This window comes from Undibacterium sp. Dicai25W, from assembly GCF_049340505.1.
GTDB classification, from domain to species: Bacteria; Pseudomonadota; Gammaproteobacteria; order Burkholderiales; family Burkholderiaceae_D; genus Undibacterium; species Undibacterium jejuense.
Genome location: NZ_JBMPOQ010000007.1, coordinates 46,523 through 58,232, shown reverse-complemented (window position 1 = coordinate 58,232; position 11,710 = coordinate 46,523). Strand labels below are relative to the sequence as shown.

At 48.7% G+C, this 11,710-nt stretch carries 10 protein-coding genes; 6 read left to right on the top strand and 4 right to left on the bottom strand.

All coding sequences use genetic code 11. The annotated features are described in order from the left end of the window. The 3 genes from ACO0KY_RS10125 (at position 1) to ACO0KY_RS10115 (ending at position 4,234) form a co-directional block, all read left to right on the top strand. Positions 1-1,242: an efflux RND transporter periplasmic adaptor subunit gene (locus tag ACO0KY_RS10125; RefSeq protein WP_423045727.1), complete on the top strand. Its 1,242-nt coding sequence runs from the start codon at positions 1-3 to the stop codon at positions 1,240-1,242. After that, positions 1,239-2,699, top strand: a complete 1,461-nt coding sequence (locus ACO0KY_RS10120; protein ID WP_423045725.1) for an efflux transporter outer membrane subunit — start codon at positions 1,239-1,241, stop codon at positions 2,697-2,699. The genes ACO0KY_RS10125 and ACO0KY_RS10120 overlap by 4 nt, the downstream gene beginning before the upstream one ends. A gap of 89 nt (positions 2,700-2,788) precedes the next feature. After that, positions 2,789-4,234 carry a cobyric acid synthase gene (locus ACO0KY_RS10115; RefSeq protein WP_423045723.1) on the top strand — a complete coding sequence of 482 codons (1,446 nt, stop codon included), beginning with the start codon at positions 2,789-2,791 and terminating at the stop codon, positions 4,232-4,234. Positions 4,235-4,256: 22 nt separating this feature from the next. Here ACO0KY_RS10115 and ACO0KY_RS10110 read toward each other — a convergent pair whose 3' ends face one another. The 4 genes from ACO0KY_RS10110 to ACO0KY_RS10095 are packed head-to-tail and all read right to left on the bottom strand — an operon-like array spanning position 4,257 to position 8,535. Beyond that, the gene (locus ACO0KY_RS10110; protein ID WP_423045908.1) at positions 4,257-5,474 is read right to left on the bottom strand and encodes an ABC transporter permease; all 1,218 of its coding nucleotides are present in this window, start codon (positions 5,472-5,474) and stop codon (positions 4,257-4,259) included. After that, positions 5,423-6,580, bottom strand: coding sequence for an ABC transporter permease (locus ACO0KY_RS10105; RefSeq protein ID WP_423045721.1), 1,158 nt, complete (start codon positions 6,578-6,580; stop codon positions 5,423-5,425). The genes ACO0KY_RS10110 and ACO0KY_RS10105 overlap by 52 nt, the downstream gene beginning before the upstream one ends. 3 nt (positions 6,581-6,583) lie before the next feature. After that, positions 6,584-7,324, bottom strand: a complete 741-nt coding sequence (locus tag ACO0KY_RS10100; protein WP_423045719.1) for an ABC transporter ATP-binding protein — start codon at positions 7,322-7,324, stop codon at positions 6,584-6,586. Continuing rightward, positions 7,321-8,535: an efflux RND transporter periplasmic adaptor subunit gene (locus ACO0KY_RS10095; RefSeq protein ID WP_423045717.1), complete on the bottom strand. Its 1,215-nt coding sequence runs from the start codon at positions 8,533-8,535 to the stop codon at positions 7,321-7,323. The genes ACO0KY_RS10100 and ACO0KY_RS10095 overlap by 4 nt, the downstream gene beginning before the upstream one ends. 336 nt (positions 8,536-8,871) lie before the next feature. Here ACO0KY_RS10095 and ACO0KY_RS10090 point away from each other — a divergent pair, with 336 nt between their 5' ends. The 3 genes from ACO0KY_RS10090 to pal are packed head-to-tail and all read left to right on the top strand — an operon-like array spanning position 8,872 to position 11,656. Further along, a complete protein-coding gene (locus ACO0KY_RS10090) occupies positions 8,872-9,795 on the top strand; it encodes a TonB C-terminal domain-containing protein (protein ID WP_423045715.1) in 924 nt (307 codons plus the stop codon). Between the two features lie 15 nt (positions 9,796-9,810). Further along, entirely contained in the window at positions 9,811-11,088 is a 1,278-nt protein-coding gene (gene tolB / locus ACO0KY_RS10085) for a Tol-Pal system beta propeller repeat protein TolB (RefSeq protein WP_423045713.1), read from the top strand. Positions 11,089-11,116: 28 nt separating this feature from the next. Next, positions 11,117-11,656: a peptidoglycan-associated lipoprotein Pal gene (gene pal, locus ACO0KY_RS10080; RefSeq protein WP_423045711.1), complete on the top strand. Its 540-nt coding sequence runs from the start codon at positions 11,117-11,119 to the stop codon at positions 11,654-11,656. The last annotated feature ends 54 nt before the right edge of the window (positions 11,657-11,710 follow it).

Below are 11,710 nucleotides of genomic sequence, written 5' to 3'. Positions count from 1 at the left end.
ATGTCTGAACAATCTGAAAAACGTCATGCCAACATGGGCATCCATGGTAGCCAGGATCATCACGCGGCGCATCCGCATCGCGGCCCTATTTTGCGTCGTGCCCGTCTGATCAGCCTCGGTGTGTTGATTTGCCTCGGTTTAGGTGGTGTTGCGACTTTCGCTTTGCGTGCTAACCATGCCCATGCTTTGGCGCAAGCAACAGCAGAACATAGCAAATTGTATGTGACAACGGTCAATGCTAAGCCTGCTTCTGGTAAAGGCGAATTGACTTTGCCAGGCACTTTGCAAGGCATGATAGAAGCGCCGATTTACTCACGGAGTAGCGGTTACGTTTTACGTTGGCACAAAGATATCGGTGCGCGTGTAGCCAAAGGTGATGTGTTGGCAGAAATCGATACGCCAGAAATTGATCAGCAGCTGGCACAAGCCATTGCCGCTCGTGATCAGGCCGCATCCAGCCTTGATCTGGCAAAAACCTCAGCTGAACGCTGGGAAGCTTTACGCAAAAAAGACGCGGTAACGCAACAAGAATTGAATGAGCGTAACAGCGCCTTTACGCAAGCGAAAGCCAATCTGGCAGCGGCGAATGCGAATGTGCTACGTCTGCAAAGACAAGAACAATTCAAACGTATCATTGCCCCTTTTTCTGGTGTCATCACACATCGCAATGTAGAAGTCGGTGACCTGATCGACGCCGGTAACGGCGGCGCTGCTAAAGCCTTATTTAGTCTGGCGCAGGTTGATACGTTGCGGATTTATGTCTACGTGCCGCAAGCCTATGCACAACGTATCAAAGCAGGTGATACCGTGAGTATTTCGCAAAAAGAATTACCAGGACAGATTTTTCATGGCACAGTGGCGCGCACTGCGGGTGCGATCGACGTGGCAACCCGTACCATGCAATTGGAAATCAACTTGCCGAATAAAGACAACACGCTAGTTGCGGGGGCGTATGTTGAAGTCGCCTTACCAGTTGGTGGAACCAGCAACATCTTAACCGTGCCATCGAATGTCATCCTGTTCCGTCCTGAAGGAACTCGCGTGGCGATTGTGGATGCCAAAGGTACCATCCAATTGCGCACGGTCAAAATCGGCCATGATTTGGGTAATAAGCTGGAAATTCTGGATGGCATTAGCGTCAACGATAAGCTGGTCTTAAATCCTGCTGATTCGCTGGCTGACAAAGATACAGTCATCGTTTTACCAGCCAAGCCTGAAGAAGAGAAAAAGGCGGCCGCATGAAAGCCGCACGTTACAGATTTGCGTTGACTTCACTGAGTGCACTATTGTTGTTGGGGGGCTGCACGACTGTGCCTGACTACAAAAAGCCAGAAATGGTGCTGCCATCGCATTGGAAAGCCGAGGTGCCTTTTGTTGCCGCTACCCCTGTCGATGGCGAAACCAAAGGCAACTGGTGGGAGTTATTTCACGATACTGACTTAAACCAACTTGCTACCAGCTTATTAGCGAACAATCAGCGTTTGCAAGCTGCAGCGGCGCATTATGAACAAGCTAAAGCGCAGGCCAGTGTTGCTAATGCTGGGTTGTTCCCACAAATTGCTGCTCAAGCTGGTAGCTCACGCCTGAAAATTTCCGCTGATCGTCCTTTAGCAGCGTATAACGCCGTGAATCAATCGACGGTACAAAATAGCCGCCAATTAGGTTTTGCCGTGAATTATGAAGCGGATTTGTTTGGCCGTGTACGGAAAACCATAGAAAGTGCACAAGCCGCTGAACAAGCCGCTAGTGCGGATCTGGAAAACGTGCGGTTAGTGTTGATGGCTGAACTCGTCGCCGATTATTTTAGCTTGCGCGCATTAGATGCCGAAATTAAGGTCGTGCGCGAAGCCATCAGCTTGCAGGCGAAGGCATTGCAATTTATTACTGACCGACATGATCTGGGTGCTGCGTCCGGGCTCGATCTGGCGCAACAACAAGCGTTATTGGAAGCAAATAAAACCCAACTCGAACTACTGCAAAAGCAACGCATGCAGTTTGAACATGCACTTGCAACGATGACTGGCAAGCCAGCACCCGAATTCAGTCTGACAAGCCAGGTGATGAACCTGAATCCGCCAACGATTCCAGTCGCAGTGCCATCGGAAGTGTTGCAACGGCGTCCCGATGTGGCATCCGCCGAACGTGCAGTGGCGGTGGCGAATGCCAATATCGGCGTAGCACGCGCAGCCTATTATCCATCCTTGATGCTGCAGGCAAATGGTGGATGGAATAGTACTGAATTCGGTAACCTGATCAGTGCCCCTAGCATCTTATGGTCACTCGGTGCGTCAGTAACCCAGACTTTGTTTGATGGCGGTAAAACTGATGCCAACGTCAGTTACGCTAAAGCGGCCTACACTGCGACGATTGCGAATTATCGTCAAAGTGTGCTGGTTGCCATGCAGGAATTGGAAGATGGCATGCAAGGCGCGGTATTGCTGGCGCATGCACGTCAGCAGGCGCAGGCTAGTGTGAATAGTGCTCAGCGCGTATTGGATTTGGCAAATGCTCGCTATACCGGCGGTCTGGCAACATATCTCGAAGTGATCACCGCGCAGCAAACTTTGTTAGCGGATCAGCGTCAATTGGTACAAATTCAAGGCCAGCAAATGTTGACTGCCGTTTATGTGATTAAAGCCAGCGGTGGTGGATGGAAGTTTGCTCAATCCAACTCAACAGTCAATTCGATGTCAATGTAATGTGCGTGAAGGTGAGGGCATGAAATGTCCCGCTCTCAGCTTAAGCAGTCTCGTGCGTATCACGCTCGCCATTCGATTCTGGAATCAAAATGAATATCTCTACTCTGATGGTGCAGGGCACCACTTCTGACGCAGGCAAAAGCACTGTGGTTGCGGCACTCTGTCGCTTACTGCAAAGACAAGGTGTCCGTGTTGTACCGATGAAGCCACAAAATATGGCGCTCAATAGCGCGGTGACAATAGATGGTGGAGAGATCGGTCGCGCACAGGCTTTGCAAGCGCAAGCAGCACGTGTGCCAGCACACACAGATATGAATCCAGTCTTGCTCAAACCGTCTTCTGATACTGGTGCACAAGTCATCATTCATGGCAAAGTGCGCGCCGATATGAATGCGCGGGATTACCAACAGTACAAAACCATCGCCATGGGGGCAGTGCTGGAATCCTATGCGAGACTCCAACGCAACTACGATGCCATCATCGTTGAAGGAGCTGGCAGCCCGGCGGAGGTCAATCTGCGCGAACGAGATATCGCCAATATGGGCTTTGCTGAAGCAGTCGATTGTCCAGTTATTTTGGTTGCTGATATTGATCGCGGCGGTGTGTTCGCACACTTTTTGGGGACCTTGGCCTGCTTATCGGAATCCGAACAACATCGCATCGTCGGTTTTGTAATCAATCGCTTTCGCGGTGATATCAGTTTGCTCGAACCTGGCCTGAAATGGCTGGAAGAAAAGACAGGAAAACCAGTCTTAGCGGTACTGCCGTATCTGCATGGCTTACAACTTGACGCTGAAGACGCGATTCAATCCAGTCAGTCCAACAGCGGTAAATTTAAAATCATTGTGCCGGTGATTCCACGAATTTCAAATCATACCGATTTTGATGCTTTACGCGCGCATCCCGACGTGGATTTGCAATTTATCAGTATCGGGATGACGATACCGGCGGCTGACTTGATTATCCTGCCAGGCAGTAAAAATACCCGTGGTGATTTGGAATTTTTGCAAAGTCAAGGCTGGCAAGTGGCAATAGAAAAGCACCTGCGTTACGGTGGCAAAGTCATTGGTATTTGCGGTGGTTATCAAATGTTAGGACAAGTCGTTAGTGATCCCCATGGCGTAGAAGGCAAACCAGGAGATAGCACAGGCTTAGGTTTGCTCGATATCACCACAGAACTGACATCTGAAAAACGACTGGAGCAAGTGACTGGCACGTGCGCATTTGGTGACCTTACTGTCCCGGTAGAAGGTTATGAAATTCATATGGGGATCACCTATGCCAGCAACGATACCTTGCCAGTGTTTAAAATCAACGGCGAAGATGAGGGTGCACGTTCACCCGATGATCTGATTCTCGGTACGTATCTGCATGGCCTGTTCGATCATCCGGACGCCTGTCACGCTTTATTGAAATGGGCAGGTTTACAAAGCAATTTAAAGCCAGATCTGGCTGCGTTGCGGGAGCAAAGCATAGACCGCATTGCTGATGCGTGTGAGCCATTGTTAGAGGCATTGCAGCAACTGCCCGGTTGATTTAGGGAGGTCTGACCAATACTTAAGCCGCTCTCAAACAATCCACAATATTCATCCTCGCTGCTCGCCACGCGGGGATAAATCCGCCAACAAAGCCCATAAATAAAGAAAATAGCAGCGTCTTAATGATGATTTCCGGATTGAGCTTGAACTGAAAAGCGAGTTCGCTAAAGGTCTGGAAATTGGTCGTTGAGATGTCGACCGCCTGCATCCATGAGGCGGCAAATAAACCGATACAGCCGCCGACGAATGATAGCAGTAATGACTCAAGCAAAAAGGCAGTCAGGACCGCACCTCGACGGAAACCTAAAGCGCGTAAAGTACCGATTTCACCTACCCGCTGGGCAACAGCAGCAAACATCGTGATCATCGCGCCGACCACCGCGCCGATAGAAAAGATCACCGACAAACTTAAACCCAGAATCCGTATGAACGTGGCGAGTGCTTCGCTTTGTTCTGCATAAAACTGTATCTCTGGTTTAACGTCTAATTGCAAACGTTGATCGTTGCCAATCAGGGTTTTGATTTTTTCAAACGCGCTCCTATCCGCGAGGCGGAACACCATGGTTAAATAGACATTGCGCCGGAACGCTGCCATCATTTGATCGACATCGCCCCAGATTTCGCTATCAAAGCCGGTTTTGCCGGAATCAAAAATACCGACCACCACCCAGTCGCGTTGCGCAAAGTGCAGAGTTTCACCAAGCTGGGTGCCGCGAAAACCTTTTGCAATCGCGATGCCAACAATAATTTCTGAAGTACCGGGTCGAAACATACGACCTTGCACGATCTTCATTTCCGGTCTGAGTTCCAGCCCGGTTAGAGAGCTGCCACGCATCGTGACATTGCTGGGTTTGCCATTGCTGCGTTTGGGTAAATTGTTAAGGACGACGGGTTCTTTTGTAACCAGTACTTGTCCTTTTTCATTGGTGGCGATGCCGGGCAAACTTTCTATGATAGCGGCCTGATCGCGGGAAATGGCGCTGTTGATTTCTGCACCGGCACCTTTACGCAACACCAGCGCATTGTCGGCTTGACCAGTGGCGACCAATGTAGCGCGTATGCCTTCACTCATCATCAACACGACGGCAAACACAAACACCACAAGTGCCATACCACCCGCGGTCAGTAAGGTTGTAAACCGGCGCACCCAAAGATTTCTGGCGATGTAAGAAATAGGAATGGCTTTCATGCTACGTGCCTCAGGCCATTGACGATATCGATGCGACTCATTTTCCATGCTGGCCATGTAGCTGCCACCACGCCAACGATGACGCTGGCCAAGAACTGGTACAGCATCGTGGTATCGGATACCCGGAACACAGGAAATAAGGTGCCGACCGATTTGGCAAACGCATTCGCAATCGGAATGGTAGCCACCATCCCTAATCCACCACCTAACAAGGCGATGACCAGACTTTCTCCAAAAAGTAATTTGATGACAAATTCCGGAGAAAAACCCAGTGCTTTAAGCGTCGCATATTCTGCAATTCGTTCACGTGCCGTCATCATCATAGTGTTCGCCATCACCGCCATGATAATCACGACGATCACAATACTAACCGCATTAATGGCGACCAAAATCGCCTCACTCATAGAAACAAATCCTAGTTGGAATGCTTTTTCTGTTTCGGTCAGCGTTTCCGCCAGTGAGTTCTTAAACAGTGTGTCGATGCGTTCAGAGATGAGGGGCGCGTTATTTGGTTCGTTGATCCGCACGATGTAAACACCGACATAATCAGCGGACGACGCTTGTCGTTTGCGCACGGTTTCAGCCAGATATTGCCAATGAAACAGTAATTGTGATTCATCGGTCTTGGCATCAATACCATCCCAGATACCACGCAGAGTGAAGTTCCAGGTGCCCGGAAAAATCGTGCCGCGGATAGGAATCTGATCACCAATTTTCCAGCCATATTGATTGGCGAGTTTGCGACCAACAATCGCTCCCTGACGATCTAACAAAAACGCTTTTTTTTCATCATCTTTTAAAACGTATTCTGGATACAGCGCCAGATAGCTGGCTGCCTCAACCGCAAATTGCGGAAAGAAATTGCGTTCCGTGATATACACGCCACCAAACCAATTCGACCAACTAACACCCGTCACGCCCTCAACAGTTTTGAGACGCTCAGCATAATTTAAAGGAAGCGGGAAGGTCAGGGACGTAGCGTTGCGTGTTACCAGACGCACGCTGGAGGTACCTTCAACACCGGCATACCAGGCGTCTACAATCGTGCGCAATAAACCAAAAGCGCAGATCGCCACCACCAAACCGACCATCGTTAAAATGGTCCGCAAGCGGTGACGAAAAGCATTTTTGAGGAGTAGTCTAAAAATGAACATGGTTTAGTGTGAGACGGGTAGTACAGCGGCATTTATTGCATCATCCGGCACCAGCACACCTTTTTCCAGATGTACCAGACGTTTGGCACGCGACGCCGCTTTCGGGTCATGCGTCACCATGACAATGGTTTTTCCGAGTTCACTGTGTAGTTCGTCCAGCAAATCTAATACCTCGCCAGCAGTCACGCGATCGAGATCGCCCGTTGGTTCATCGGCAACGATCAGCGTTGGATCTGTTACCAGGGCACGGGCAATAGCGACCCGTTGCTGCTGTCCACCGGATAGTTCGTTGGGATAGTGATCCATCCTGTCAGTTAAGCTGACCATCGCTAACGCCGCCTCCACATGTTCTTTGCGTTGGCTGCGCGATAAGTGTGTCAGTAATAATGGCAATTCCACATTCTCAAATGCCGTGAGTACTGGCATCAGGTTATAAAATTGAAAAATGAAACCAACGTTCGCTGCACGCCAGTCAGCCAATTCACCTTCGCTCAAATTCGCGATATTCACACCAGCGATTTCTATGCGGCCCGAGGTCGGTTTGTCGATTCCTGCAATCAGATTGAGTAGCGTACTTTTGCCTGATCCACTTGGCCCCATGAGTGCAATAAATTCACCGCTTTGTACTTCCAGATTTACACCTTCCAACACTGGAATATGTTGGCCGCCGCGTTCATAGGATTTATTCAGATCAGAAATACGGATAAGGATGTTGTCCGCTGATGTTTGTAGAGACGCACTCATTTACCAATCACCACTTGTGCGCCAGCTTTCAATTTTTCAGAAGGCGAGAGTACTAACTTGTCACCGGATTTAATATTGCCAGTCACTTCGAGGTTGTCGCCGATTTTGCGGCCACTTGAAACCGGTAAAAGCTCTAATTTGTCGTCATTAATGCGGAATACTTGCTTAATACCATCTCGTTCAATAATGGCTTTGGGATTCAAGGCCAGTATTGGTTTTTGATCGGTATCGGTGATCGCTTTGGACAGGATGGTCACTTTTGCACTCATCTCAGGCAGGACGCGTGGGTCGAGTTTTTCAAACCGAATCTTTGTCATGACGGTCGCTTTAGCGCGGTCAACGGTCGGGACGATGCTGACGATACTGCCGCGAAAGCGATTGTCTGGCAGGGCGTCCAGCGTAATTTCAACTGGTTGTCCTATCTGAGCCTTGGCGAGATTGCTTTCTGATACGTCGGCTTCCACTTCCAGGGTGCTCATATCTGCCATCGTTACCACCGCGCCCTGACTGCCAGCAGCATTAGAAAATGGTGTGATGATGTCGCCGACATTGGCATTTTTGACCAATACCACACCATCAAATGGGGCGCGGATTTCTGTGTAGTCCTGGTTGACTTGTTGGACTTTTAAAACAGACTGAGCGACACCGACGCCCATTCGCGCGGATTGATAAGCGGCTTTTGCTACGGCGACACGATTTTTCGCGGTATCAATCGCTTGAGCAGAAATGAAGCCCTGGTTCTGTAATCCCAAGCTGCGTTTAAGTTCCACTTCAGCATTGAGTAACTCAACATTCGCCTGTGCCACACCAGCTTCAGCCTGTCTGATACTGGCCTGCGCCTGCATTTTGGCAGCGACGATGTCACTGGCATCCAGTTGTGCCAACAGATCGCCTTTTTTGACTTGACTACCTTCGCGAACATTTAACTGCACCAGGCGCCCAGTGGCCTTACTTGCCACTGCTGCGCGGGTTTGTGCAACGACGTAGCCTGACGCAGTCAGTTGCGCGTATTGCTGGGAAGGGTAGGTGGTAATGACTGACGTTACCTGGACCTCGGTTTTGCCAGGCTTTAATATGATGCCTGCTGTGGCAACAATGACGCCCGCAAGAGTGAGCCAAAGGCCAATTTTTTTCTTTTTGCCGGGACTACTATTGCCGCGGTCAATTTTTAATTGTTTTAGCGTAGCTGCAGTGCTCGTCGCGTTGTCCATAGATATCTTTTACGTCCTGAATGAAAACAAAGAAAAAAAAGTGCGTATGCAAATTCTACACGGATAACGTTTTTATTATTGTTGCGTTGATTTCACCTCGCTTCGGCATAGGTATTTTGGCACTCGATATGACTGCAATAAAATAGGTAAATCCAATCAATAAAATTACTTAAATGCAACATTTAGCATTGGTATTGAGAAGCTTTGCTGCATTTTTTTCGGTTTCAGAGCTGCAAGTTAATCATTTCTTATATAGCAAGCTTATAATTCAGGCGTCGCCATTTAAAATTTCACATTTTTCGGAACCAAGTCAACTTTGGCGAATCCAACTCACTTATGAATCAAGTTTCTATTCCAGGTCGGCCAAATTTTCAGCAATACCAGTCGGGCGAGGGGCGTGCCATCGCGCTGGCTATTTTTGTGCATTTATTATTGCTTGGCTTTTTATGGGTAGGTATTAAGTGGCAGAACACTACGCCAACCGCCGTTGAGGCTGAGGTGTGGGATATGACCATGCGTGAGGCGGCGCCGTTGGCGGTGCCAGTCGAGCCGGAGCCAGTCCCGCAGCCAACAATTGCACCAACACCGCCAGTCGCCAAAGAAGAAGCACCTAAGGAAGATCCTGAAATTGCGATAGAGCAGGATAAAAAGCGCAAGTTACTCGAAAAACAAAAAGAAGACGAGCGCAAGCAAGAGATCGCACAACAGCAAGTTGAGCAAAAGCGTAAGGAGCAAGAGTTACAAGCCAAGAAAGAAAAAGAGGCTGAGAAGCAACGCCTGGCAGATAAAGAATTGGAAAAACAGAAGCAAGACAAGCTCGATAAACAGAAGCTTGCTGAGCAAAAAGCACAGCAGGCGAAAGAAAAAGCGGCCAGCGATAAGTTGTTTCAGGAAAACATGCAACGCCTGTCCGCTCAGGCTGGCGCAACTGGTAGCGGTGGAAATGGTACGGCAGCCCGCTCAACTGGCAATAACCGTGGCGATCCGAGTTATGTTGCAAAAATTGCTGCAAAAATTCGATCAAATACGAATTACAATGTGTCGGATGCCGTTGTTGGCAATCCGGCAGTTGATTATCAAATTGATTTATTGCCGGATGGTTATTTGCGTGGGCCGGTACGCAAATTGAAATCTTCTGGAATTCAAGGTTTTGACGATGCGGTGGCAAAAGGTATAGAAAAAGCGCAACCATTTCCTAGAGATAGCTCGGGAGCAGCTGCGACGAGCTTAGTTTTGCACTACAAAATGAAAGAAGAGTAATTTGCAATGATGTCTATGATGAAAAAAATCGCAATTACTGCTGTGTTAGCGGCGGGCGTGAATTTAATGGGTACCGTACCAGCTTACGCTCAATTGCGCGTTGAGGTTTCTGGCGTCGGCTCTATGCAAATACCGGTCGCCATCGCAGCCTTCGGCAATGAGTCAATGTCACCACAGCAAATCAGTAGCATCATTAAAGACGATTTGTCGCGTAGTGGCTATTTTAAAATTATCGATACTGGCGCGGTGATGACCGAAACGACGCCAGTTAATTTCGATGAATGGAAACAGCGTGGTGCAGAAGCTTTAGTGGTTGGGAGCGTTCAAACCCTCGCCGACGGCCGTTTCGATGTGCGCTACAAATTGCTCGATACGATTAAGTCGTCCACTTTATCCGGATTTGCGGCGGCTACACCACCGACTAATACGCGTATCACTGCTCATAAAATTGCTGACGATATTTACGAAAAATTGACGGGTGTTCGTGGTGCGTTTTCAACCCGCATCGCCTATGTGACCAAGTCGGGATCAGAATATCGCCTGGAAGTTGCTGATGCAGATGGCGATGGCGTTAAAGTTGCATTGCGTTCGAATGAGCCGATCATTTCACCTGCCTGGTCGGCAGATGGAACCAAAGTCGCTTATGTCTCTTTTGAAGCCAAAAAACCAGTAGTCTGGGTGCAAAATCTGGTGACTGGTGAACGTAGGGTTGTGGCCAACTATAAAGGCAGTAACTCCGCGCCAGCCTGGTCGCCTGATGGTAGCCGTCTGGCGATTGCCTTATCGCGCGACGGACTGACGCAAATTTATTCTGTTGGTGCGGATGGCTCAGATTTGAAAAAGCTTACCAGCAGTAGCAGCATTGATACTGAACCGCAGTTTTCTGCCGATGGTCAATCAATTTATTTCTTAAGTGATCGTAGCGGTGGCCCGCAGATTTATCGTATGAGTGCCAATGGCGGTGAAGCTAAGCGCGTCACTTTTAACGGTAGCTACAACATAACGCCGCGCATTTCTCCGGATGGAAATACGCTGGCGTATATATCACGTCGGGATGGTAAATTCCAGTTGTATGCATTGGATCTGGCCAGCGGTCAAGAGCAACGCTTGTCGGATACCAGTAAAGATGAGTCGCCTAGCTTTTCGCCAAATGGCCGCTATATTATGTATGCAACCGAATCTGGCCGACGCGGTGCTTTAGCAGTAGTTTCTATCGATGGCAAAGTAAAACAAAAATTGACGGTGCAAGCCGGAGATATTCGGGAGCCCACTTGGGGTCCTTTCATGAAATAATTTTCATTCACTTTTATCAGGAGAGAATATGCGATTTAATTCCCAAACAAAAACTCTGGCTTTGATGATTTCCAGCGTTGTGCTGATGACTGCTTGCGCGTCTAAGGTACCCCTCGAAGACAAAGCTAAAGTCGAAGAAAAGCCAGTAACTACGACGGCGACGCCACCTGCAGAAACCAACACTGTGAAGACAGTTCAAACTGGCTCTGTTGACCCTCTGAATGATCCACAGGGTGTATTGGCTAAACGCAGTGTGTACTTTGATTTTGACAGCTATGTTGTTAAGGATGAGTACAAATCTGTGGTTGAAAATCACTCCAAATATTTAACAACAAACAAGCAACGTAAGATTCTGATTCAAGGCAATACCGATGAACGCGGTGGCAGTGAATACAATTTGGCATTGGGTCAAAAACGTGCAGAAGCTGTACGCAAATCCATGAGCTTGTTGGGCGTGCCAGAGTCTCAAATCGAAGCCGTCTCTTTGGGTAAAGAAAAGCCAAAAGCGACTGGTCATGACGAAGCGTCTTGGGCTGAAAATCGTCGTTCTGATATCGTCTACCAATAATTTTTATGCATAGCAGTATTGCAGAAATCTTATAAAGTTTAACGCCGGCCACTT

What these genes read in the sequence shown, in the direction of transcription:
- ACO0KY_RS10125 (WP_423045727.1), top strand. Translation starts at nt 1, where the DNA reads ATGTCTGAACAATCTGAAAAACGTCATGCCAACATGGGCATCCATGGT.
- ACO0KY_RS10120 (WP_423045725.1), top strand. Translation starts at nt 1,239, where the DNA reads ATGAAAGCCGCACGTTACAGATTTGCGTTGACTTCACTGAGTGCACTA.
- ACO0KY_RS10115 (WP_423045723.1), top strand. Translation starts at nt 2,789, where the DNA reads ATGAATATCTCTACTCTGATGGTGCAGGGCACCACTTCTGACGCAGGC.
- ACO0KY_RS10110 (WP_423045908.1), bottom strand. Translation starts at nt 5,474, where the DNA reads ATGGAAAATGAGTCGCATCGATATCGTCAATGGCCTGAGGCACGTAGC.
- ACO0KY_RS10105 (WP_423045721.1), bottom strand. Translation starts at nt 6,580, where the DNA reads ATGTTCATTTTTAGACTACTCCTCAAAAATGCTTTTCGTCACCGCTTG.
- ACO0KY_RS10100 (WP_423045719.1), bottom strand. Translation starts at nt 7,324, where the DNA reads ATGAGTGCGTCTCTACAAACATCAGCGGACAACATCCTTATCCGTATT.
- ACO0KY_RS10095 (WP_423045717.1), bottom strand. Translation starts at nt 8,535, where the DNA reads ATGGACAACGCGACGAGCACTGCAGCTACGCTAAAACAATTAAAAATT.
- ACO0KY_RS10090 (WP_423045715.1), top strand. Translation starts at nt 8,872, where the DNA reads ATGAATCAAGTTTCTATTCCAGGTCGGCCAAATTTTCAGCAATACCAG.
- tolB (WP_423045713.1), top strand. Translation starts at nt 9,811, where the DNA reads ATGATGAAAAAAATCGCAATTACTGCTGTGTTAGCGGCGGGCGTGAAT.
- pal (WP_423045711.1), top strand. Translation starts at nt 11,117, where the DNA reads ATGCGATTTAATTCCCAAACAAAAACTCTGGCTTTGATGATTTCCAGC.